Here is a 22,809-nt window from a genome sequence, read left to right as displayed (position 1 = left end):
CATGACGCAAATTCATCAGTTTCAACCAAAAGATTTAGAAATCCTACGAGAAGAAGTGGTTTATCAAGGTCACTTCACCATGAAAAAAATGTATTTTCGCCATAAACTGTTTAACGGTGGCGTAAGTGGTGAAATCGTTCGTGAATTAATGATTAAAGGTTCGGCTGCGGCACTCATTGCCTACGACCCTGTGAAAGACGCAGTCGTATTAGTAGAACAAGTTCGCATTGGCGCTTACGATCCAACAAGTCCTCAATCGCCATGGCTTGTTGAGCTGATTGCAGGTATGGTCGATGAAGGTGAAACACCTGAAAATGTGGCTATTCGTGAAAGTTATGAAGAAGCTGGCTTAACTGTGAGTAATGTTGAACATGCCTTGAGTATTTGGGATAGCCCGGGCGGTGCTGTAGAACGTTTACATCTCTTTTTAGGCTTGGTCGATAGCACCCAAGTAGGTGGCGTTTACGGCTTGGAAGAAGAAGGCGAAGATATTCTCGTCCACGTGGTAAGCCGTGAGCAAGCATACCAATGGGTTGTTGAAGGAAAAATTGATAATGTGATTGCCGTTGTTGGTTTGCAATGGTTACAGTTGAATTATCAAAAATACAAAAAAGCCTAAATTACTCACCATACAAGCGGTAAGATCGCTCAGACAATTTGCAAATCTTTGTTGAGATCTTACCGCTTGTGACATGCTATGGATTTGATCTTGAAAATGCAGCCGCTTCTGCAATCAGATCATCTTCAGGGCGAATCCCCGTATAAAGCACAAACTGCTCTACCGCCTGTAATGTCATCACTTCAGCCCCTGAAATCACCTGCTTACCTTGCGCTTGTGCATACTTAATCAACGGCGTCTCCGCTGGCATTGCAACCACGTCAAAAGCCGTTTTAGCCTGTTGGATCATCATTTCAGGGAAGGATAGATCAAACTCTTCTTTACCGCCTTTCATACCAATCGGCGTGACATTGACTAAAATATCTGCCTGCTGATTTTCAAGGCTATCAATGTAATCATAGCCATAAAGCTGTGCCAAATATGTTCCTGTTTCGGCGTTACGAGCATAAACCTTCAGATTAGCGAAGCCTGAATGTTTAAAAGCTGCGACTACTGCTTTTGCCATTCCGCCACTGCCTTGAACAATCACACAAGCGGTCGGATCAAGCCGATATTTTGCAATTAATTTTTCAATCGCAATGTAGTCCGTATTGTAAGCCTTCAGATAACCGTCTGTATTTACAATGGTATTCACGGATTCAATCGCTTGAGCTGACGCATCAATTTCATCTAAAAACGGCATACAAGCTTCTTTAAACGGCATAGAAACGGCACAGCCACGAATCCCTAACGCTCTCACACCTTTAACGGCATGTTCAATATCTTTTGTCGTAAAAGCTTTATAGACAAAATTTAAGCCTAGTTTCTGATAAAGGTAGTTGTGAAAATAAGTGCCTGTATTCCCCGGTCTGCCCGATAAGGACATACAGAGTTGAGTATCTTTGTTGATCATAAATTTGCCCTATGAAATAAAATAAAAGGGATTATGCCTGTTTTAGAAACAAAATAACAAGGATAAAGATCAAAAAAGCCTTGGGTTTCCCCAAGGCTTCCGATTTTTGCATCAACGCATAAGCGAAAATTATTCGCCAAGACGCTCTTTGATACGTGCAGATTTACCTGAACGCTCACGTAAGTAGTAAAGTTTCGCTTTACGTACCGCACCTTTACGTTTAACAGAGATGCTGTCGATAACTGGTGAGTGAGTTTGGAATACACGCTCAACGCCTACGCCGTTTGAAACTTTGCGTAAGGTGAATGCAGAGTGCAAGCCACGGTTACGAATTGCAATAACCACGCCTTCGAACGCTTGCAAACGTTTTTTACTACCTTCTACTACCCATACCTTAACTTCTAATGTGTCACCTGGACGGAAGCTAGGTACGTTTTGTTTTAACTGTTCTTGTTCGATTTGTTTGATGATGTTACTCATTTTAATAAACCTTCTATGTCCTAGAATTAACTGATTTGTGCTGTTTTTTGATTTTGTTCAACAACACGCGTTGTTCGTCAGTCAGAGCTAGGCTATCCAATAGCTCAGGGCGTCTTAACCACGTTCGTTCTAGCGATTGTTCTAATCGCCATTTGCGAATTTGTTCGTGATGACCCGACATCAGCACTTGTGGTACGGGTAAGCCGTCTAACACTTCAGGACGGGTATAATGTGGGCAATCCAATAATCCTTCTGCGAAAGAATCTTCCAACGCCGAAGCCTGTTTACCTAATACCCCAGGGATAAACCGTGCAACCGCGTCAATTAACGTCATTGCGGGCAATTCCCCTCCTGTGAGAACGTAATCGCCGATTGACCATTCTTCATCAATTTCAGTTTGAATCAATCGCTCGTCAATCCCTTCATAGCGTCCACAAACCAAAATCAACTTCTGATTTGTCGCCAGCGTTTGCACGCCTGATTGATCGAGTTTACGCCCTTGTGGTGAGAGATAAATCACTTTTGCCTCCACACCATCTTCTTTACAAGCGGCGGCTTTTGCTTCACGAATTGCATCACGAAGCGGCTGCACCATCATCAACATACCCGGTCCACCACCATAAGGGCGGTCGTCCACGGTTTTATGTTTGTCGTGAGTGAAATCCCTTGGATTCCAACACTGCACCTGTAAAAGATTTTGTTTAACTGCTCTACCTGTGACCCCAAAGTCCGTAATTGCTTTAAACATTTCGGGGAAAAGGGAAATAATACCAATCCACATATTGTCACCTACGAAATGCGACTGCTAAAGCTCACTGCATACCTGAGGTTAGAAACCAGCGTCCCAATCCACCGTAATTGTTTTGGTGGCGAGATCTACTCTTTTAACTACTTGTTCATATAAGAACGGAATTAATCGTTCTTGCTTACCAAAAGCATCTTTACTGCCTGCTTTTACCACTAACACATCATTTGAACCTGTTTCCATCATTTCGGTCACCGTTCCCATTGCATAGCCTTCAAGGTTCACCACTTGACAGCCGATTAAATCGTGCCAGTAATAATCCCCTTCTTCCAATTCAGGAAACACCGCCAAATCCACGCCGATTTCTGCGTTGGTTAAGAGCTGTGCGGCTTCACGGTCTTCTGTGCCTTTTAATTTCACAATCAAATCATTGTTATGATAACGCCAGCTTTCGAGTTCAACTGGTTGCCATTGCCCTTTAATTTTTAAAAACCACGGCTGATAGTCGAAAATGCTTTCAGGATATTCTGTCGATGAATAAAGACGTAGCCAGCCACGGATACCATAGGTTGAACCTAATTTTCCGACAACTTCAATTTTTTGCTCGCTCATATTCACCTACTTATTTAATTTGTGGAATTAAGCTGCTTTACGCGCTTCTTTCACTAATACTGCAACACGATCAGAAAGTGATGCACCTTTAGCAACCCAAGCATCAACTGCTGCAACGTCTAAACGTAAACGTTCTGCGTTACCCGTTGCGATAGGATTGAAGAAACCGATACGCTCGATGAAACGACCGTCGCGTGGGCTACGGCTGTCAGCGACAACGATTTGATAGAATGGGCGTTTTTTAGCTCCGCCACGAGATAAACGAATGGTTACCATAACCGTCCTCTAAAAGTTTAATGATAGTAAAAAAGAAAACCCTCGTTCGAGGTGAGGGTGCGAAACTTGTTCAAAAAAGAGAGAACAAGCGGTGGAATTATACGGATTTTTTACGAAAAGGCAAGGATCAGTCCCACTAGAAAATAAAAACACCGCCTTACAAGCGGTGTTTTTTAACTTAAATTTTGTAATTAGCAGTCTTGTTTGCCATATTGCTCTTGACGAAGGATTTCACGAACACTTGCGTCAAACTGTGCTAACACTTCTTCGGCATTTTTCGGATCCGTGCCACGAGCGTCTAAGTAGAACTTGATCTTCGGTTCTGTACCAGACGGACGTGCGATTAAACGGCTGCCATTTTCAAGGACGAACACTAAAATATCGCTTTGACGATCGGTTTTGGTGTGGTCTAAGAATGTCGCCACTTTAAAACCACCGACTTCGCTTGGTGGGTTAGTACGTAATGCAGTCATCAATTTGCCGATTTCAGATAAATCGCTTACGCGGATAGAAATCTGACCGCTTACATAAGCCCCAAACTCTTTAGTGAAATCTTCTGCATAGTCTGCAAGGGTTTTGCCTTGTTTTTTAAGATTACGCACTAAATCTAAGAACATAATTGCCGCAGAGATACCGTCTTTATCACGCACTTTATCAGGATCAACTAAGTAGCCTAACGCTTCTTCAAAACCGAATAATAAGCCATCAACTTTACCGATATATTTGAAGCCTGTTAGCGTTTCTTCTGACTGGAAGCCGTATTTCTTCGCAATTTCAGCCAAAGCTGGAGAAGAAACAAGTGAGCAAGCTAATACACCTTTTTTGCCCGCAGCGTGGTATTGTTTCGCCAAATACCAACCTAAGAAACAGCCGATCACATTGCCGTGTAGTACTTTCCAATTGCCTTGAGTATCTGGCACTGCAACTGCTAAACGGTCTGCATCTGGGTCGTTGGCAATGATGAACTCAGCATTTTTTTCTTTCGCCACTTTAATCGCTAAGTCTAATGCCCCTTTCTCTTCTGGGTTCGGGAAGTTTACCGTTGGGAAAGTGCCGTCTGGCCATACTTGATCTGCCACGATGTGCGGTTGTGGTAAGCCAGCTTTCGCAAGGGTTTTACTTAGTACTTCATAGCCCACGCCGTGCATTGCGGTATAAACGTAGTTAATATCCACTTGTGGCTCTTTCGCAAGGCTTGCGGTTTTTGCAATATAGGCATCAACGATTTCATCATCTAATACCACATAATTTTCGCTACGTGGTAAATCTTTGATATTGCCTTGAGCAACTTTATCAATGCAAGCGGCAATTTCTTGGTCTGCTGGTGACACAATTTGACCACCGCCGTTCGCTTTACCTAAATAAACTTTATAGCCGTTATCTTCTGGTGGGTTGTGGCTTGCAGTTACCATTACACCTGCGGTGGTGTCGAAATATTTGATCGCATAAGCAAGCACTGGGGTTGGTAATTTGCGTGGAAGAAGATAGGTTTTAATCCCTGCTGCTGCCATAATTTCTGCGGTATCACGAGCAAACACATCTGAATTTTTGCGTCCATCGTAACCTAACACAATAGACGGCTCTTTATCATAGCCTTTAAGGAACTCCGCTAAACCTGCGGAGGCTTGAGCCACAAGCACACGGTTCATACCCATTGAACCTGCTTGTAAGCGTCCACGTAAACCTGCCGTACCGAATTGTAAACGTCCATCAAAACGGCTAGCCAATTCAGCTTGTGCTTTCGCATCGCCCGATTTCGCTTGTGAAATGAGTTGCTCCAACTCTGCATGAGTTTCTAAATCAGGATCTTGATCTAACCAGTTTTGTGCTACTTTAAAGAGAGTTTCCATAGTGAGTTTCCTTAAATTAAGATAACAAATATTCTTTGGTAGACTAACTGAAAAGCGGTCAGATTGGAATGATTATTTGTAAATATAGTGCGGTTATTTGATATGAATAAAAGACAAACGGTTGCAAATAAAAAACACCGTCTAATGTAAGACGGTGTTTATCAAGATTATAATGTTTGAGCGATACGATCTAACTCGACTTTCGCCGCTTCGCCTGCTTTAGCCGCAACTTCTGGACCGTAGCCAATCCCTTCGGCATAGACAAACTCAACATCGGTAATACCAATAAAGTTTAATACCGTTTGCATATACATTTTAGTTAAATCTGCTGGACCATCTTTATAAATGCCACCGTGAGCAAGTACCACAACGGCTTTTTTTCCTTTAATTAAGCCTTCTGGACCATTTGCAGTATAACGGAATGTCACACCTGCACGGTTTAAGTAGTCGATATAGGTTTTAAGCTGTGCAGGGATACCTAAGTTATACATTGGTACAGCAAAAACAAGCACATCACTGTTATTTACTTCACCAATTAATTTGTTAGAAAGATCAAGAGCAGCACGCTGAGCATCATTTTGTGGCTCACCACGTGTACCTGACGCTGCATTAAGATCGTAGTACGGTAATGGATTTACCCCAAAATCGTGTTCCGTGATGTTGGCTGTGATTTTAGATTTGAGATAATCTACTAATTTATTAGAAGTAGAGTTGTCAGCAAGAATACTGGATTTGATGACTAATACATTTTTCATTGAAATTCCTTAATATCGCTTTAGAGAATAATTGAACAAGGTTAAGTCTAAATGATTAAGGAGAAGAAATAAAATAACCAAAAGTGAAAAGAGTATTTATTAAAATGAAATAATGTACAACTTGCAAAAGTCTGAATTATTCTGACCGCTTATAAAAACAAAAGCCCGATAAATATCGGGCTTTTAAGTTGAATAAAAAATTATTCTGCTGCTTGTTCAGCAACTTCAGGACGATCAACTAACTCAATGTAAGCCATTGGCGCGTTGTCACCTGCACGGAAACCACATTTTAAGATACGAGTATAACCACCCGCACGATTTGCAAAACGTGGACCTAATTCATTGAATAATTTAGCAACGGTTTCGATGTTGCGAGTACGAGCAAAAGCTAAACGACGATTAGCAACGCTATCTACTTTTGCTAAAGTAATTAATGGTTCAACTACACGGCGTAATTCTTTTGCTTTTGGTAATGTAGTCTTGATAATTTCGTGACTAACCAATGCACTTGCTAAATTACGGAACAGCGCTTGACGATGGCTGCTGTTACGGTTTAGTTGACGTCCACTCTTACGATGGCGCATAACCTTATTCCTTCTAAGAAAATCTAAACCTAAAATTAGTCTTCAGCAATACTTGCTGGAGGCCAATTCTCAAGGCGCATACCCAGTGATAAGCCACGAGAAGCAAGAACATCTTTGATCTCAGTAAGAGATTTCTTACCAAGGTTAGGTGTTTTTAATAACTCAACTTCTGTACGTTGCACTAAATCACCGATATAGTGAATTGTCTCTGCTTTCAAACAGTTAGCAGAACGAACTGTCAGCTCTAAGTCATCTACTGGACGAAGAAGAATTGGATCAAACTCCGGTTTTTCTTCTTTCACTTCTGGCTGACGAACATCACGCAAATCAACGAATGCAGCGAGTTGCTCTGCTAAAATCGTTGCAGCACGACGGATGGCTTCTTCAGGATCTAATGTTCCGTTAGTTTCCATCTCAATAACGAGCTTATCTAAGTCTGTACGTTGTTCAACACGAGCAGCTTCAACATTGTAGGCAATGCGATCTACTGGGCTAAAACGTGCATCTACTAACAAGCGACCGATTGGGCGATCATCATCTTGTGTATGTACACGCGCTGATGCGGGTACATAACCACGACCACGTTGTACACGGATACGCATATTAATTGATGCGTTTTTATCCGTTAAGTTACAGATTACGTGTTCTGGATTCACAATTTCAACATCACCATCGTGAGTAATGTCGGCTGCAGTTACAGGGCCAATCCCAGATTTAGTGAGTGTCAAAATAATATCATCTTTATTTTGCACTTTTACCGCTAGACCTTTAAGGTTTAACAATACTTCAAGAATATCTTCTTGCACGCCTTCTTTGCTGCTGTATTCATGCAATACACCATCAATTTCTACTTCTGTAACTGCGCAACCAGGCATAGATGAAAGTAAAATGCGACGAAGTGCGTTACCTAAAGTGTGGCCAAAACCACGCTCTAACGGCTCTAAGGTCACTTTTGCGTGAGTTGAACTAATTTGCTCAATGTTCACTAAGTGTGGCTTTAAAAATTCTGTTACAGAACCCTGCATTTTATCCTCTCTTTGCTTTTAAGCTTTAACTATTATTTAGAGTAAAGCTCAACGATCAGATGTTCATTAATATCTGCTGATAGATCAGAACGCTCAGGAGTACGTTTAAATACACCTTCCATTTTAGTTGCATCAACTTCTAACCAAGTTGGTTTTTCACGTTGAGTTGCTAACTCTAATGATGCTTTGATACGTGCTTGTTTTTTAGATTTCTCACGAACAGCAATGACATCATCAACAGAAACTTGGTATGAAGGGATGTTTACAACACGACCATTTACCACGATAGATTTGTGGCTAACTAACTGACGTGCTTCAGCACGAGTAGCAGCGAAACCCATACGGTAAACAACGTTGTCTAAACGACCTTCTAACAATACTAATAAGTTCTCACCGGTATTGCCTTTTAAGCGGTTAGCTTCTTTATAGTAGTTACGGAACTGACGTTCTAAAATACCATAGATACGGCGAACTTTTTGTTTTTCACGTAACTGACTACCATAGTCAGATAAACGTGGTTTACGAGCACCGTGTTGACCTGGTGCTGTATCAATTTTACATTTTGACTCGATCGCGCGAACACCTGATTTAAGGAATAAATCGGTACCTTCACGACGGCTTAGCTTGAGTTTTGGACCCAAATATCTTGCCATTTTCTTTCTCCAATTATCCTAACGTCAATTACACACGACGTTTTTTCGGTGGACGACAACCGTTATGTGGAATCGGAGTCACATCTGTAATATTCGTGATACGGAAACCCGCTGCATTTAATGCACGGATAGTTGATTCACGACCTGGACCCGGACCTTTAACCATAACTTCTAAATTCTTTAAACCAAACTCTTTTACCATTTCTGCACAACGCTCTGCAGCAACTTGAGCAGCGAATGGAGTTGATTTACGAGAACCACGGAAACCTGAACCACCCGCAGTTGCCCAAGCTAGAGCATTACCTTGACGGTCAGTAATGGTTACGATTGTATTATTGAAAGATGCGTGGATATGAGCTACGCCATCTACGATCTGTTTTTTTACACGTTTACGTGCACGAACTGGTGTTTTAGCCATTATTTATCTACTCCGATTATTTTTTGATCGGTTTGCGTGGACCCTTACGAGTACGCGCATTAGTCTTAGTACGTTGACCACGTACTGGTAAACTACGACGATGACGTAAACCACGGTAGCAACCTAGGTCTAAAAGACGTTTGATGCTTAAAGTTACTTCACGACGTAAATCACCTTCGACAGTAAATTTACCAACTTCTTCACGCAGTTTTTCAATCTGCTCTTCAGACAATTCTCTGATCTTCACATCTTCAGCAATACCCGTTGCAGCACAGATGGCTTTTGCACGAGTTTTACCGATGCCATAAATAGCAGTCAGTGCGATTACGGTGTGTTTTTGATCAGGAATGTTAATGCCTGCAATACGGGCCACTATGCACTCCTATTTAACTAAAGTTATTGATATGCTGATCTTGAAAAGCCCGTTTCAGGATACTCAAACAGCATATCAGGACGAAATGAGCTGAGCAGTATAACTGCTCAGCAGGTTCTTTGCAAGAAATAATGTCAATTAACCTTGACGTTGTTTGTGTTTAGGGTCGCTACAAATTACGCGTACAACACCTTCACGTTTAACAACTTTGCAGTTACGACACATTCTTTTAACTGAAGCACGAACTTTCATTGCTTATCCTTTTGATCTAAGGGCTATTGCCCTAAGCCTTTCAAATTGGCTTTCTTCAACACAGAGTCATATTGTAAAGACATGAGATGACTTTGAACCTGTGCGATGAAATCCATAATAACAACCACAACGATCAATAATGAAGTACCACCTAATTGGAAAGATACTTTCCATAATGATGTTATGATATAAGGAACCAAACAAACAAAGGTAATATATAACGCACCAATTAAGGTTAAACGTGTCATTACTTTATCGATATAACGAGATGTTTGCTCGCCTGGTCGATAACCTGGTACAAACGCACCTGATTTTTTCAAATTATCCGCTGTATCACGAGGATTATATTGCATTCCCGTATAAAAGAATGCAAAGAAGATTACAGCCATTGTAAATAATACAACATATAACGGCTGACCTGGTTGTAATAACTGAGATAAATCAAATAACCATTCAAAACCTTCACTTGTTCCAAACCATTGTGCAATGGTTGCAGGGAATAAAATAATACTTGAAGCGAAGATTGCAGGAATAACCCCTGCCATATTAACTTTTAATGGTAAATGAGATTGTCTTGCAGGTGCCATCATTCTTCCCTGCTGGCGACTTGCATAGTTTACAACAATTCTTCTTTGTCCACGTTCCACGAAGACAACAAAATATGTTACAGCAAATGCGACTACAGCTATTAGTAATAACACTAATAATGAAATCTCACCTTGGCGAGATTGTTCAATCGTCTGCCCAATTACTGACGGTAAGTCAGCAACGATCCCTGCAAAGATAATTAACGAGATACCGTTACCAATGCCACGTTCAGTGATTTGCTCACCTAACCACATCAGGAACATTGTACCTGTTACTAAACTAATTACAGAAGTTACATAGAACAGCATATTTGGATTAGGAACTAATCCAGCTAGCATATTCGGTAGGGCTAATGAAATACCAATAGACTGAATAAATGCTAATAACAACGTAGCATAACGTGTATATTTGCTAATTTTACGACGCCCTGCTTCACCTTCTTTTTTCAATTCGGCAAGTGCTGGGTGTACCGCAGTCAATAACTGAATAATAATTGACGCTGAAATGTAGGGCATAATCCCTAATGCAAATATAGAAGCTCTACTTAAAGCACCACCAGAGAACATATTGAACATATCAATGATGGTGCCTTGCTGTTGTCGTACTAGCTCGGATAATACAGAAGCATCAATACCAGGAACAGGAATAAAAGAACCGATACGGAAAACGATTAAAGCACCTAAAACAAACAATAATCGTGATTTTAATTCACCAGTTCCTTTTTGGGTATTACCTTGATATCCTGGTTGTTTAGCCATTTATTATTCCTCGATAGAACCACCAGCAGCTTCGATAGCAGCTTTAGCACCTTTAGTTACACCTAAGCCTTTCACCACAACTGCTTTTTCAACTTTACCTGCAAGAATAACTTTTGCAGATAAAATATCTTTTGTGATGACATTAGCCGCTTTAAGAGCTTCTAAAGTTACAACATTACCATCTACTTTTGCTAAGTCACTTAAACGAATTTCAGCTACGTGTAATGCTTTAAGAGAAGTAAAACCAAATTTTGGTAAACGACGGTATAAAGGCATTTGACCACCCTCGAAACCACGACGAACACCGCCGCCTGTACGAGATTTTTGACCTTTGTGACCACGTCCACCCGTTTTACCTAAACCAGAACCAATACCACGACCTAAACGTTTTGCACTGTGTTTAGCACCTTCAGCTGGAGAAAGAGAATTTAAACGCATTCTATTATTCCTCCACTTTAACCATATATGAAACTTGATTGATCATACCACGTACTGCTGGAGTATCTTCTAACTCTACGGTATGACGAATATGACGAAGACCTAAGCCTTTCAACGTTGCTTTATGCTTCGGTAAACGAGCGATAGAGCTACGAGTTTGAGTTACTTTAATTTTAGCCATATTCAATTACCCCAAAATTTCTTCAACGGTTTTGCCACGTTTAGCAGCAACCATTTCTGGTGATTTCATATTTGCTAGTGCATCGATTGTTGCACGAACAACGTTAATTGGGTTAGTTGAACCGTACGCTTTAGAAAGTACGTTGTGAACACCTGCAACTTCTAATACTGCACGCATTGCACCACCTGCGATGATACCAGTACCTTCGCTAGCTGGTTGCATAAATACGCGTGAACCAGTGTGAGAACCTTTAACAGGGTGTTGTAATGTACCTTCGTTTAACGCTACATTAACCATATTGCGACGAGCTTTTTCCATCGCTTTTTGGATTGCTGCCGGAACTTCACGTGCTTTACCGTAACCAAAACCTACACGACCGTTACCATCGCCCACTACTGTTAAAGCAGTGAAACTCATAATACGACCACCTTTTACGGTTTTAGATACACGGTTAACCGCGATTAGCTTTTCCTGCAGTTCACCAGCTTGTTTTTCGATGTTTGACATCTCAAATTCCTCTATTAGAACTGAAGACCAGCTTCACGAGCAGCATCTGCTAATGATTGCACACGACCGTGGTATTTGAAACCAGAACGGTCAAATGCAACCGCTTTAATACCTTTTTCTAAAGCGCGCTCAGCAACTAATTTACCAACTGCTGCTGCTGCATCTTTATTACCAGTATATTTAACTTGCTCTCTAATTACTTTCTCAACAGTTGAAGCTGCTGCTAAAACTTCTGAGCCATTAGGTGCAATCACCTGCGCATAAATATGGCGAGGTGTGCGATGCACAACTAAACGTGTTGCACCTTGCTCTCTCATTAAATGACGTGCACGGCTTGCACGACGGATACGAGCTACTTTCTTATCCATAGTGTTACCTTACTTTACTTTTTCTTCGCTTCTTTAATACGTACAACTTCATCAGCGTAACGTACACCTTTACCTTTATAAGGCTCTGGTTTGCGGTATGCACGAATATCAGCTGCCACTTGACCGATTAACTGTTTGTCCGCAGACTTAAGAATAATCTCAGTTTGTGATGGACATTCACCAGTTACACCTGCTGGCAACTCATGTTCAACCGGGTGTGAGAAACCTAAACTTAATGCAACAGTGTTGCCTTTCATTTGAGCTCTGTAACCAACACCCACTAATTGCAATTTCTTAGTAAAGCCTTCAGTAACACCGATAACCATTGCGTTAACAAGGGCACGAGCTGTACCAGCTTGCGCATCAGCATTAACAATTCCCGCTTTTGGCGCAAATGTTAAAGTATCAGCTTCGTATTTTACTTCAACTGCATTGTGAATTTCGCGAGATAACTCGCCATTTTTACCTTTTACTGTTAATAGCTGACCATTCAAAGTTACTTGAACGCCGGCAGGAACAGCGACAGGTGCTTTTGCAACACGAGACATTTTTCCTACCTCACTATTATGCTACGTAACAGATAATTTCACCGCCGAGACCCGCTTGACGCGCTGCACGGTCGGTCATTACACCTTTAGATGTAGAAACTACTGCGATACCTAAACCACCCATTACTTTTGGTAATTCGTCTTTACGTTTATAAATACGAAGACCAGGACGGCTTACACGTTGGATACTTTCTACAACTGGTTTGTTTTGGAAATATTTTAAAGTGATTTCCAATTCAGGTTTTGAACCTTCAACAACTTTGAAGCTCTCAACATAACCTTCTTCAGCTAAAACGCTTGCAATAGCAACTTTTAACTTAGATGAAGGCATACTGATTGCAACTTTATTCGCAGCTTGACCGTTACGAATACGGGTCAGCATATCTGCGATTGGATCTTGCATGCTCATGTATTTACTCCCATGATTCCAAATTAAAAGAGGTTATTACCAGCTTGCTTTCTTAAGGCCTGGAATTTCGCCACGCATTGCAGCTTCACGCACCTTAATACGGCTTAAACCAAACTTACGAAGTACACCGTGTGGACGACCAGTTTGGCGGCAACGGTTACGCTGACGGATCGGGCTTGAATCACGTGGTAAAGTTTGTAACTTTAACACTGCTGCCCAACGATCTTCATCTGAAGAATTAACATCAGAGATGATTTTCTTTAATTCTTCACGTTTAGCGTAGAATTTATCAGCTAATTTCGCACGTTTTACGTCACGTGCAATCATTGATTGTTTTGCCACGATAACCTACCTTATTTACGGAATGGGAAATTGAAAGCCGCTAATAAAGCTTGACCTTCTTCATCACTTTTCGCAGTTGTGGTGATAGTAATATCTAAACCACGAACACGATCTACTTTATCGTAGTCGATTTCTGGGAAAATGATTTGTTCACGAACACCCATACTGTAATTACCACGACCGTCGAATGACTTAGCGTTTAAACCGCGGAAGTCACGGATACGTGGAACAGCGATAGTAATCAATCTTTCAAAGAATTCCCACATACGTTCACCACGTAGGGTTACTTTGCATCCGATTGGATATCCCTGACGGATTTTAAAGCCTGCAACAGATTTGCGTGCTTTTGTAATTAAAGGTTTCTGACCGCTGATTGCTGTTAAATCTGCTACTGCGTTGTCTAACAGTTTTTTGTCGGTCAATGCTTCACCCACACCCATATTCAGGGTTATCTTTTCGATTCGTGGGACTTGCATGACAGATGAGTAGTTGAATTTCGCTTTCAATTCATTAACTACTGTATCTCTGTAGTAATCATGCAGTTTCGCCATCGCATTACTCCAGTTAATTAAATTGTTTTCTCGTTAGATTTGAAGAAACGGACTTTTTTGCCATCTTCGAATCTAAATCCTACACGGTCAGCTTTATTTGTTTCTGGGTTGAAAATCGCTACGTTTGACGCATCAATCGCCGCTTCTTTCTTCACTAAACCGCCAGCTTTGCCTAATGCAGGAACTGGTTTTTCGTGTTTAGTGATAATGTTGATACCCTCAACAACCACTTTACCGTTTGGTAACACTTTAGTTACCTTACCACGTTTGCCCTTGTCTTTACCAGCAAGAACAATTACTTCATCGTTTTGACGGATTTTTGCAGCCATTACATTCTCTCCTTATAGTACTTCTGGAGCTAAAGAAATGATCTTCATAAACTTCTCAGAACGAAGTTCACGCGTCACAGGTCCAAAAATACGAGTACCGATTGGTTGCTCAGTGTTATTGTTTAAAATTACACAAGCATTGCCATCGAAACGAATAACTGCGCCATCTGGGCGACGAACACCCTTCTTGGTGCGCACAACAACTGCTTTTAACACATCACCTTTTTTAACTTTACCGCGTGGAATTGCTTCTTTCACAGTAACTTTGATGATATCGCCGATAGCAGCGTAACGACGGTGCGATCCACCTAGAACCTTGATACACATTACGCTACGAGCCCCTGAGTTATCAGCAACATCCAGCATAGTCTGTTCTTGGATCATATTAGTGCTCCGTTAAAATAAAAAACACCCTTTCGGGACGAACCTACTTGCCCTATGCAAATAGGATGCGGATTATATCGCAACTCAAGCGGCAAGATCAACTGAATTTTAGACAATTCATAGATTTGCAGAAAATGTAGAAAATCAGACCGCTTGTAAATTAAAAGCCCCTGCAATTGCAAGGGCTTTTAGATTTTATATTGTTGATTAAGCTACTGCTTTTTCAACGATACGAACTAAAGTATGTGATTTCGTTTTAGAGAGTGGACGACACTCTTTTACTTCAACGACATCGCCTAATTTAGCTTCGTTGTTTTCATCGTGTACGTGTAATTTAGTCGTACGACGGATAAATTTACCGTAAATTGGGTGTTTTACCGTGCGTTCGATAGCAACAACAAATGATTTGTCCATTTTGTCGCTAACAACTTTACCTTGTACTGTACGAATTTTATCAGTCATTACTCACCCGCCTTTTCGGTTAATACAGTTTTAACTTGTGCAATGCTACGACGCACTTGTTTTAACTGGTGGGTTTGTTGAAGCTGACCGGTGGCTGCTTGCATACGCAATTTGAACTGTTCACCTAAAAGGTTCACTAATTCACCATTCAGCTCTTCAACACTTTTGTTACGTAGTTCTTGAGCTTTCATTACATCACCGTCTTAGTTACAAATGTGGTTTTAAACGGAAGTTTCGCTGCCGCTAATGCGAATGCATTGCGTGCGACTTCTTCAGATACACCGTCCATTTCATAGAGAACTTTACCCGGCTGGATTAAGGCTACCCAGTACTCTACGTTACCTTTACCTTTACCCATACGGACTTCTAATGGTTTTTCAGTAATTGGTTTGTCTGGGAACACACGGATCCAGATTTTACCTTGACGTTTTACTGCACGGCTCATCGCACGACGCGCTGCTTCGATTTGACGAGCGGTTAAACGACCACGACCAATTGCTTTTAAGCCGAATGAACCGAAGCTCACTTCTGTACCGCCCGCGATACCACGGTTACGGCCTTTGTGTACTTTACGGAATTTTGTACGTTTTGGTTGTAACATTCAGTGATCTCCTTATTTACGACCTTTGCGAGCTGGCTTTTTAGGCTGTGCCGCTGGTTCTTTCTCAGATTCAATCACTGCAGCCATACCACCAAGAATTTCACCTTTGAAGATCCACACTTTCACGCCGATTACGCCGTAAGTTGTGTGAGCTTCTGCAGTGTTATAATCGATGTCCGCACGAAGAGTATGTAGAGGTACGCGACCTTCACGATACCATTCTGAACGTGCGATTTCTGCACCACCTAAACGACCGCTAACTTCAACTTTGATACCTTTAGCACCTAAACGCATTGCATTTTGTACCGCACGTTTCATTGCACGACGGAACATAACACGACGCTCAAGTTGAGCTGCGATGCTATCTGCAACTAATTTTGCATCTAGCTCTGGTTTTTTCACTTCAGAAATGTTGATTTGTGCAGGAACGCCAGCGATTTTTGATACTGCGTTTCTTAATTTTTCAACATCTTCGCCTTTTTTACCGATAACGATACCTGGACGAGCTGTGTGAATAGTTACACGAATGCTTTTTGCTGGACGCTCGATAGTGATACGAGATACAGACGCGTTCGCTAACTCTTTGTTTAAAAATTGACGTACTTTGAAATCGCCTTCTAAGTTATCAGCGAAATCTTGTGTATTCGCGAACCAAGTAGAGCTCCAAGGCTTAACAATGCCAAGGCGAATACCATGTGGATGTACTTTCTGACCCATTGCTATTCTCCTACTGATTAACGATCTGATACTACCACAGTGATGTGGCTAGTACGTTTTAAAATACGATCTGCACGACCTTTAGCACGTGGCATAACACGTTTCATGCTTGGACCTTCATCAACGAAAATCTTCGCAACTTTAAGATCATCGACATCTGCACCGTCATTGTGCTCTGCGTTTGCGATAGCTGACTCTAAAACTTTCTTCACTAAAGCTGCTGCTTTTTTGTTAGTGAAAGTTAAGATTTCTAATGCTGCAGAAACTTTCTTACCACGGATTAAATCAGCAACTAAGCGAGCTTTTTGTGCAGAAGTACGAGCGTAACGATGTTTTGCAATAGTTTCCATCTTTTACCTCTTATTTCTTAGCTTTCTTATCTGCGGCGTGACCGCGGTATGTACGAGTCGGTGCAAATTCACCAAGTTTATGACCGATCATTTCATCAGATACATAAACTGGAACATGCTGACGACCATTATGGACTGCGATGGTCAATCCGATCATTGATGGAATGATCATTGAACGACGGGACCAAGTTTTAATTGGTTTTTTATCCCCGCTTTCCACCGCCTTCTCTACCTTCTTCAACAAGTGTAGGTCAAGGAAAGGACCCTTCTTGAGAGAACGTGGCATGGCTTATCCTCTTTAATTAATTAAAAAATTATTTGCCACGACGACGTACGATGAATTTATCAGTACGTTTGTTGTGACGAGTTTTCTTACCTTTGGTTTGAACGCCCCAAGGTGTAACAGGGTGTTTACCGAAGTTACGACCTTCACCACCACCGTGTGGGTGGTCTACCGGGTTCATCGCAGTACCACGAACAGTTGGACGAATACCTCTCCAACGGTTTGCACCTGCTTTACCAAGTACGCGAAGCATATGCTCTGAGTTACCGACTTCACCGATAGTTGCAGAACATTCCGCTAACACTTTACGCATTTCGCCTGAACGAAGACGTAAAGTTACATAGTTACCTTCACGTGCGATAATTTGTACATATGCACCAGCAGAACGAGCGATTTGACCGCCTTTACCTGGTTTCAATTCTACGTTATGAACAGTAGAACCGACTGGGATGTTACGCATTGGTAATGAGTTACCTACTTTAATTGGCGCTGAAGCACCCGCTTGGATCGTATCACCAGCAGCTAAACCTTTTGGTGCTAAGATATAACGGCGTTCACCATCTTTATAAAGTACTAATGCGATATTCGCAGAACGGTTTGGATCGTACTCTAAACGCTCAACAACAGCTGGAATGTCTAATTTGTTACGTTTGAAGTCAATTAGACGGTAGTGTTGTTTGTGTCCGCCACCAATGTGACGAGTAGTGATACGACCTAAGTTGTTACGACCACCGGTTTTAGATTTAGTATCTAAAAGTGCTGCAAAAGGTTTACCTTTGTGAAGCTCAGTGTTAACAACTTTAACTACATGACGACGACCAGCGGAGGTCGGCTTACATTTAACGATAGCCATAGTTTTCTATTCCTCCGAAATTACTCTGCCGCACCTTCAACGAAGTCAAGTGATTGACCTTCTTGAAGAGTTACATAAGCTTTTTTCCAGTCACTACGACGACCTGATTTTGCACCGTGACGTTTAGTTTTACCTTTAACAACCACTGTACGTACAGAATCTACTTTAACTTCGAAAAGTTGTTCAACCGCGTTCGCAATTTCCACTTTATTAGCGTCTAATGCGACTTTGAATACGATTGTGTTACCTTTTTCTGCGTTATTTGTCGCTTTCTCAGAGATATGTGGTGCTTTAAGCACTTTTAGCAAACGTTCTTGTTGAATCATGCTAACATCTCCTCAATTTGTTTTACTGCATCAACAGTGATAACCACTTTATCGAAAGCGATTAAGCTTACTGGATCGATACCTTGAACATCACGAACATCAACTTTGTATAAGTTACGTGCTGCTAAGAATAGGTTCTCATCTAAGCTTGCAGTGATGATAAGAGCGTCAGTTAACGCCATATCTTTTAATTTTTGTACTAAAACTTTGGTTTTTGGTGCATCGATTTCGAATTTCTCAACAATAACCAAACGGTCTTGACGAACTAATTCAGAAAGAATGCTTTTGATTGCACCACGGTACATTTTCTTGTTCACTTTTTGGCTGTGATCTTGTGGTTTCGCTGCGAAAGTTACACCACCTGAACGCCAGATTGGTGATTTGATATCACCTGAACGAGCACGACCTGTACCTTTTTGACGCCAAGGTTTTTTGCCTGAACCAGACACTTCAGCACGAGTTTTTTGTGCGCGTGTACCCTGACGAGCACCTGCTGCGTATGCAACAACTACTTGGTGGATTAACGCTTCGTTAAACTCACGTCCGAAGGTAGTTTCAGAAACAGCTAGTGCGTTAGCACCTACAACTTGTAATTCCATCTCTATCTCCTAGACTTATGCTTTAACTGCTGGTTTAACAATAACATCACTATTAGTTGCACCAGGTACAGAACCTTTCACTAATAATAATTTACGCTCAGCATCTACACGAACAACTTCAAGTGATTGAACGGTTACACGCTCAGCACCTAAGTGTCCTGCCATTTTTTTACCTTTAAACACACGACCTGGAGTTTGGTTTTGACCAATAGAACCAAGTACACGGTGTGATAAAGAGTTACCGTGTGTAGCATCTTGAGTACGGAAGTTCCAACGTTTAACACCACCTTGGAAACCTTTACCTTTTGATGTACCAGTAACATCGACTTTTTTAACATCTGTGAAGATGTCTACGTTGATTTCTTGACCTAAAGTGAATTCTTCACCTTCAGTACGAAATTCCCATAAACCGCGACCAGCTTCAACACCTGCTTTAACGAAATGACCTGCTTCAGGCTTAGTTACACGACTTGCTTTTTTAGAGCCAGTAGTAACTTGAACTGCAGTATAGCCATCGTTTTCAAGAGTTTTAACTTGAGTCACACGGTTGGCTTCGATTTCGATAACGGTAACTGGAACTGACACGCCGTCTTCATTGAAGATACGGGTCATACCAACTTTACGACCGACTAAACCAATCATTGTAATAACCTCTTAATTAACCTAGGCTGATCTGCACGTCAACGCCGGCAGCCAAATCTAAACGCATTAATGCATCAACAGTTTTTTCTGTTGGCTCTACGATATCTACTAAACGTTTGTGTGTACGAATTTCGTATTGGTCACGTGCGTCTTTGTTTACGTGTGGAGAAATCAACACGGTGAAACGTTCTTTACGAGTTGGTAAAGGAATCGGACCACGAACTTGTGCACCAGTACGTTTAGCTGTTTCTACGATCTCCGCAGTAGATTGATCGATCAAGCGATGATCAAAAGCTTTTAAGCGGATACGGATTCTTTGGTTCTGCATTAGACCAGAGCTCCATTAAATTTTAGCTAATAAAAAAACCGAACCACCGCTTAACATACTTAAGTTAAGGGGGCACAGTCATACCTTGTTATAGTTTCCAAATCGGAAACATTGTAAGTGTTACAATATCTGTAACACCACTTAGTAAATGATTACACTAAGCGACTTTAGCCTTATTGGTTAAAGTTTTAAAATTCTACACAATTAAAAAACTGTTAGCAAGAAAAATTTCACTAACTAAGAAAGTGCCACTTCATTTTTCGAGTTCTTTTCCAAGATGAAATTTTCACCAATGCACATTTTTCATACTATTTACCAAACTTTTTTCTAATTTTTCGACGAATGTCACAAAAAAATTCACTCCATTTGATTGCATTACCCTATCTCTAAAGGCGATTATCTCACTGAGCCATGCTCATATATCAATAGTGTAAAAATATAGCGTTACCATGAGGTCTTTTTATGAAATACATTGATGTACAAACACAACATGTCCGCGATCAACTCTATCCAATTATTGGTCATACAACAGCCAAAACTTATTTCTCTTACTACGGTATTATGAAAGATGAGATTATGTTCGCACTCTATAAAAATGGACACTTTTATCTCCATATACCTAAGGAATATTTACATGAACTTAACCAATATCCCCAAATAACTCGTTTGCGTGATGAACGCTACGGCATAAATTCTAAAACTTTTTATCTCTTACCCGAAGAAATGATGACTAATTTATTCTCTTATTCCCATTGGTTCAAACAAAGTATCAAATCTATTTCTCATACACGTCAATTAAATTACTCCAGAAAAAAACAATACATACGTTCCTTACCTAACATGAATATCCAACTTGAAAGAACATTAAAAAAACTAGGAATAACGTCTCCTAGTGAGCTAATGGCACAAGGTGAAATTGCTATCTTTGTTAATCTTGTGAAAATCGGTATTGATGTTGACCAAATGATGTTATTTAGATTACATGGGGCAATCAGGCATCAATATATCTACACATTATCAGAGCAGGAAAAAATAGCACTATTACAAGAAACAAATAGCGCATTATACGCAGCCGGTTTACGTAAGCGTTTCACCATAAAATAGTGATGTTCTAAATTTATGATCCATATCACAAAAAACACAAAAAGTAAGAAGATTCCCCCTTCTTTTGATTCCTTTCTAACTTATGGAATGTTACGATTTCAACGATTTATCATCTTAATTTTTATATCAACTTAGGAGAACACCATGGAATTTCGTATTGAAAAAGATACTATGGGCGAAGTGCAGGTTCCTGCAGATAAATATTGGGCAGCTCAAACTGAGCGTTCACGCAATAATTTCAAAATTGGTCCTGAAGCTTCAATGCCTGCTGAAATCATTGAAGCCTTTGGTTATTTGAAAAAAGCCGCAGCCTATGCCAATCACGATTTAGGCGTACTTTCTGCGGAAAAACGTGATTTAATCGCACAAGCCTGTGATGAAATCTTAGCGAACAAACTTGATGACCAATTCCCGCTTGTTATTTGGCAAACGGGTTCAGGTACGCAGTCCAATATGAACGTGAATGAAGTGGTTTCAAACCGTGCTCACGTTTTAAATGGCGGTAAATTAGGCGAAAAATCAATCATTCACCCAAATGATGATGTCAATAAATCCCAATCTTCAAATGACACCTACCCAACGGCAATGCATATTGCAGCGTATAAAAAAGTGGTAGAGCATACTCTTCCTTGCGTCAAACGCTTACAAAAAACCTTAGCCGACAAAGCTGCCGCATTCCAAGATGTAGTGAAAATCGGTCGCACACACTTAATGGACGCAACGCCATTAACATTAGGTCAAGAGTTCTCAGCCTATGCAGCACAATTAGCCTTTGGGATCAAAGCGTTAGAAAATACTTTACCACACTTAGCGGAATTAGCATTAGGTGGTACAGCGGTAGGTACTGGGCTAAATACACCGAAAGGCTACGATGTGAAAGTGGCAGACTACATCGCAAAATTCACTGGTTTACCATTTGTGACCGCACAAAATAAATTTGAAGCCTTAGCGACTCACGATGCGATTGTCGAAACCCACGGTGCATTAAAACAGCTAGCGGTTTCACTTTATAAAATTGCCAACGATGTGCGTTTATTAGCATCTGGTCCTCGTTCTGGTATCGGCGAAATTTTAATTCCTGAGAATGAACCTGGCTCATCAATTATGCCAGGTAAAGTCAACCCAACCCAATGCGAAGCGATGACAATGGTTTGTGCTCAAGTATTAGGTAATGACGTGACTATCTCATTTGCAGGTACACAAGGTCATTTCCAATTAAACGTGTATAAACCAGTAATGGCATACAACTTCTTACAATCAGCACAATTATTAGGCGATGCGTGTGTATCATTTGATGAACACTGTGCAGTGGGTATTGAACCGAACTATCCACGCATTAAACAACAATTAGACCAATCTCTAATGCTTGTTACTGCATTAAATACCCACATCGGCTATGAAAATGCAGCGAAAATTGCAAAAACTGCACACAAAAATGGTACAACTCTCAAAGAAGAAGCGATCAACTTAGGTTTAGTAACTGCTGAACAATTTGACGAATGGGTACGCCCTGAAGATATGGTGGGAAGCCTGAAATAATCTCTAAATCTCTTTTTGGCACGCTTCGGCGTGCCTTTTTTATTAAATAATCAATTCTTCTGATCTTA

The 22,809-nt window shown here is 40.9% G+C and carries 38 protein-coding genes; 3 read left to right on the top strand and 35 right to left on the bottom strand.

The window, feature by feature from the left end:
• The first annotated feature begins 1 nt into the window (after position 1).
• Positions 2-619: an ADP-ribose diphosphatase gene (gene nudF, locus C5N92_RS00400; RefSeq protein ID WP_111748913.1), complete on the top strand. Its 618-nt coding sequence runs from the start codon at positions 2-4 to the stop codon at positions 617-619.
• Between the two features lie 76 nt (positions 620-695).
• Here nudF and C5N92_RS00395 read toward each other — a convergent pair whose 3' ends face one another.
• The 35 genes from C5N92_RS00395 to rpsJ form a co-directional block, all read right to left on the bottom strand.
• Entirely contained in the window at positions 696-1,511 is an 816-nt protein-coding gene (locus C5N92_RS00395) for a shikimate 5-dehydrogenase (protein WP_111748912.1), read from the bottom strand.
• 129 nt (positions 1,512-1,640) lie between these two features.
• Positions 1,641-1,991: a 50S ribosomal protein L19 gene (rplS, locus tag C5N92_RS00390; protein ID WP_111748911.1), complete on the bottom strand. Its 351-nt coding sequence runs from the start codon at positions 1,989-1,991 to the stop codon at positions 1,641-1,643.
• Positions 1,992-2,004: 13 nt separating this feature from the next.
• Positions 2,005-2,772 carry a tRNA (guanosine(37)-N1)-methyltransferase TrmD gene (gene trmD / locus C5N92_RS00385; RefSeq protein WP_111748910.1) on the bottom strand — a complete coding sequence of 256 codons (768 nt, stop codon included), beginning with the start codon at positions 2,770-2,772 and terminating at the stop codon, positions 2,005-2,007.
• 48 nt (positions 2,773-2,820) lie between these two features.
• The gene (gene rimM, locus C5N92_RS00380; RefSeq protein ID WP_111748909.1) at positions 2,821-3,348 is read right to left on the bottom strand and encodes a ribosome maturation factor RimM; all 528 of its coding nucleotides are present in this window, start codon (positions 3,346-3,348) and stop codon (positions 2,821-2,823) included.
• 27 nt (positions 3,349-3,375) lie between these two features.
• Positions 3,376-3,624, bottom strand: a complete 249-nt coding sequence (gene rpsP / locus C5N92_RS00375) for a 30S ribosomal protein S16 (protein ID WP_111748908.1) — start codon at positions 3,622-3,624, stop codon at positions 3,376-3,378.
• Positions 3,625-3,815: 191 nt separating this feature from the next.
• Positions 3,816-5,474, bottom strand: coding sequence for a phospho-sugar mutase (locus C5N92_RS00370; RefSeq protein WP_111748907.1), 1,659 nt, complete (start codon positions 5,472-5,474; stop codon positions 3,816-3,818).
• A gap of 167 nt (positions 5,475-5,641) precedes the next feature.
• Entirely contained in the window at positions 5,642-6,229 is a 588-nt protein-coding gene (locus tag C5N92_RS00365) for an FMN-dependent NADH-azoreductase (RefSeq protein WP_111748906.1), read from the bottom strand.
• Between the two features lie 200 nt (positions 6,230-6,429).
• Positions 6,430-6,813 carry a 50S ribosomal protein L17 gene (gene rplQ, locus C5N92_RS00360; RefSeq protein ID WP_111748905.1) on the bottom strand — a complete coding sequence of 128 codons (384 nt, stop codon included), beginning with the start codon at positions 6,811-6,813 and terminating at the stop codon, positions 6,430-6,432.
• 35 nt (positions 6,814-6,848) lie between these two features.
• Positions 6,849-7,838 (bottom strand): DNA-directed RNA polymerase subunit alpha, encoded by a 990-nt coding sequence (locus tag C5N92_RS00355; protein WP_111748904.1) that lies wholly within the window; start codon positions 7,836-7,838, stop codon positions 6,849-6,851.
• 32 nt (positions 7,839-7,870) lie between these two features.
• On the bottom strand, positions 7,871-8,491 hold the full coding sequence (rpsD, locus tag C5N92_RS00350) for a 30S ribosomal protein S4 (protein ID WP_005711975.1): 621 nt from the start codon (positions 8,489-8,491) through the stop codon (positions 7,871-7,873).
• Positions 8,492-8,519: 28 nt separating this feature from the next.
• Entirely contained in the window at positions 8,520-8,909 is a 390-nt protein-coding gene (gene rpsK / locus C5N92_RS00345; protein ID WP_005711978.1) for a 30S ribosomal protein S11, read from the bottom strand.
• Positions 8,910-8,925: 16 nt separating this feature from the next.
• A complete protein-coding gene (rpsM, locus tag C5N92_RS00340; RefSeq protein WP_005599322.1) occupies positions 8,926-9,282 on the bottom strand; it encodes a 30S ribosomal protein S13 in 357 nt (118 codons plus the stop codon).
• A 138-nt stretch (positions 9,283-9,420) separates the two neighbouring features.
• Positions 9,421-9,534 (bottom strand): 50S ribosomal protein L36, encoded by a 114-nt coding sequence (gene rpmJ / locus C5N92_RS00335; RefSeq protein ID WP_005705974.1) that lies wholly within the window; start codon positions 9,532-9,534, stop codon positions 9,421-9,423.
• A gap of 23 nt (positions 9,535-9,557) precedes the next feature.
• A complete protein-coding gene (secY, locus tag C5N92_RS00330) occupies positions 9,558-10,880 on the bottom strand; it encodes a preprotein translocase subunit SecY (RefSeq protein ID WP_111748903.1) in 1,323 nt (440 codons plus the stop codon).
• A 3-nt stretch (positions 10,881-10,883) separates the two neighbouring features.
• Positions 10,884-11,318: a 50S ribosomal protein L15 gene (gene rplO / locus C5N92_RS00325; RefSeq protein ID WP_111748902.1), complete on the bottom strand. Its 435-nt coding sequence runs from the start codon at positions 11,316-11,318 to the stop codon at positions 10,884-10,886.
• 4 nt (positions 11,319-11,322) lie between these two features.
• The gene (rpmD, locus tag C5N92_RS00320; RefSeq protein ID WP_006250021.1) at positions 11,323-11,499 is read right to left on the bottom strand and encodes a 50S ribosomal protein L30; all 177 of its coding nucleotides are present in this window, start codon (positions 11,497-11,499) and stop codon (positions 11,323-11,325) included.
• Positions 11,500-11,505: 6 nt separating this feature from the next.
• Positions 11,506-12,006: a 30S ribosomal protein S5 gene (gene rpsE, locus C5N92_RS00315; protein WP_005711985.1), complete on the bottom strand. Its 501-nt coding sequence runs from the start codon at positions 12,004-12,006 to the stop codon at positions 11,506-11,508.
• Between the two features lie 14 nt (positions 12,007-12,020).
• Positions 12,021-12,374 carry a 50S ribosomal protein L18 gene (gene rplR / locus C5N92_RS00310; protein WP_111748901.1) on the bottom strand — a complete coding sequence of 118 codons (354 nt, stop codon included), beginning with the start codon at positions 12,372-12,374 and terminating at the stop codon, positions 12,021-12,023.
• 14 nt (positions 12,375-12,388) lie between these two features.
• Complete coding sequence (gene rplF / locus C5N92_RS00305) at positions 12,389-12,922, bottom strand: 50S ribosomal protein L6 (RefSeq protein WP_111748900.1); 534 nt, start codon at positions 12,920-12,922, stop codon at positions 12,389-12,391.
• Positions 12,923-12,938: 16 nt separating this feature from the next.
• Positions 12,939-13,331: a 30S ribosomal protein S8 gene (gene rpsH, locus C5N92_RS00300; protein ID WP_005705955.1), complete on the bottom strand. Its 393-nt coding sequence runs from the start codon at positions 13,329-13,331 to the stop codon at positions 12,939-12,941.
• Between the two features lie 36 nt (positions 13,332-13,367).
• Entirely contained in the window at positions 13,368-13,673 is a 306-nt protein-coding gene (gene rpsN / locus C5N92_RS00295; protein ID WP_005708075.1) for a 30S ribosomal protein S14, read from the bottom strand.
• 11 nt (positions 13,674-13,684) lie between these two features.
• On the bottom strand, positions 13,685-14,224 hold the full coding sequence (gene rplE, locus C5N92_RS00290; RefSeq protein ID WP_047977345.1) for a 50S ribosomal protein L5: 540 nt from the start codon (positions 14,222-14,224) through the stop codon (positions 13,685-13,687).
• 17 nt (positions 14,225-14,241) lie between these two features.
• On the bottom strand, positions 14,242-14,553 hold the full coding sequence (gene rplX / locus C5N92_RS00285) for a 50S ribosomal protein L24 (protein WP_005711996.1): 312 nt from the start codon (positions 14,551-14,553) through the stop codon (positions 14,242-14,244).
• Positions 14,554-14,565: 12 nt separating this feature from the next.
• The gene (gene rplN, locus C5N92_RS00280; protein WP_005711998.1) at positions 14,566-14,937 is read right to left on the bottom strand and encodes a 50S ribosomal protein L14; all 372 of its coding nucleotides are present in this window, start codon (positions 14,935-14,937) and stop codon (positions 14,566-14,568) included.
• Between the two features lie 207 nt (positions 14,938-15,144).
• A complete protein-coding gene (gene rpsQ / locus C5N92_RS00275) occupies positions 15,145-15,399 on the bottom strand; it encodes a 30S ribosomal protein S17 (RefSeq protein ID WP_111748899.1) in 255 nt (84 codons plus the stop codon).
• Complete coding sequence (rpmC, locus tag C5N92_RS00270) at positions 15,399-15,590, bottom strand: 50S ribosomal protein L29 (protein ID WP_005711179.1); 192 nt, start codon at positions 15,588-15,590, stop codon at positions 15,399-15,401. The genes rpsQ and rpmC overlap by 1 nt, the downstream gene beginning before the upstream one ends.
• Entirely contained in the window at positions 15,590-16,000 is a 411-nt protein-coding gene (gene rplP, locus C5N92_RS00265; protein WP_006249357.1) for a 50S ribosomal protein L16, read from the bottom strand. Before rplP ends, rpmC begins: the two co-directional genes overlap by 1 nt.
• A 12-nt stretch (positions 16,001-16,012) precedes the next feature.
• Positions 16,013-16,717 carry a 30S ribosomal protein S3 gene (gene rpsC, locus C5N92_RS00260; protein WP_010786465.1) on the bottom strand — a complete coding sequence of 235 codons (705 nt, stop codon included), beginning with the start codon at positions 16,715-16,717 and terminating at the stop codon, positions 16,013-16,015.
• 17 nt (positions 16,718-16,734) lie between these two features.
• Positions 16,735-17,067, bottom strand: a complete 333-nt coding sequence (rplV, locus tag C5N92_RS00255) for a 50S ribosomal protein L22 (protein ID WP_005706427.1) — start codon at positions 17,065-17,067, stop codon at positions 16,735-16,737.
• Positions 17,068-17,077: 10 nt separating this feature from the next.
• Complete coding sequence (gene rpsS / locus C5N92_RS00250; protein ID WP_005539416.1) at positions 17,078-17,353, bottom strand: 30S ribosomal protein S19; 276 nt, start codon at positions 17,351-17,353, stop codon at positions 17,078-17,080.
• Positions 17,354-17,381: 28 nt separating this feature from the next.
• Positions 17,382-18,203 carry a 50S ribosomal protein L2 gene (gene rplB, locus C5N92_RS00245; protein WP_005711173.1) on the bottom strand — a complete coding sequence of 274 codons (822 nt, stop codon included), beginning with the start codon at positions 18,201-18,203 and terminating at the stop codon, positions 17,382-17,384.
• Positions 18,204-18,223: 20 nt separating this feature from the next.
• Positions 18,224-18,529: a 50S ribosomal protein L23 gene (rplW, locus tag C5N92_RS00240; RefSeq protein ID WP_005599290.1), complete on the bottom strand. Its 306-nt coding sequence runs from the start codon at positions 18,527-18,529 to the stop codon at positions 18,224-18,226.
• Positions 18,526-19,128: a 50S ribosomal protein L4 gene (gene rplD / locus C5N92_RS00235; RefSeq protein WP_111748898.1), complete on the bottom strand. Its 603-nt coding sequence runs from the start codon at positions 19,126-19,128 to the stop codon at positions 18,526-18,528. Before rplD ends, rplW begins: the two co-directional genes overlap by 4 nt.
• A 15-nt stretch (positions 19,129-19,143) precedes the next feature.
• Positions 19,144-19,770, bottom strand: coding sequence for a 50S ribosomal protein L3 (gene rplC, locus C5N92_RS00230; protein WP_005711168.1), 627 nt, complete (start codon positions 19,768-19,770; stop codon positions 19,144-19,146).
• A gap of 16 nt (positions 19,771-19,786) precedes the next feature.
• A complete protein-coding gene (gene rpsJ / locus C5N92_RS00225; protein WP_001181005.1) occupies positions 19,787-20,098 on the bottom strand; it encodes a 30S ribosomal protein S10 in 312 nt (103 codons plus the stop codon).
• 462 nt (positions 20,099-20,560) lie between these two features.
• On the opposite strand from rpsJ, the gene C5N92_RS00220 reads away from it, so the two are divergent.
• Both C5N92_RS00220 and fumC read left to right on the top strand, forming a co-directional pair.
• The gene (locus tag C5N92_RS00220; protein WP_111748897.1) at positions 20,561-21,202 is read left to right on the top strand and encodes a TfoX/Sxy family protein; all 642 of its coding nucleotides are present in this window, start codon (positions 20,561-20,563) and stop codon (positions 21,200-21,202) included.
• Between the two features lie 144 nt (positions 21,203-21,346).
• A complete protein-coding gene (gene fumC, locus C5N92_RS00215) occupies positions 21,347-22,741 on the top strand; it encodes a class II fumarate hydratase (RefSeq protein WP_111748896.1) in 1,395 nt (464 codons plus the stop codon).
• Positions 22,742-22,809: the final 68 nt, after the last annotated feature.

It is taken from the genome of Glaesserella australis (genome assembly GCF_003260095.1).
Taxonomy (GTDB): Bacteria; Pseudomonadota; Gammaproteobacteria; order Enterobacterales; family Pasteurellaceae; genus Glaesserella; species Glaesserella australis.
This window is presented reverse-complemented; position numbering and strand designations above follow the sequence as displayed.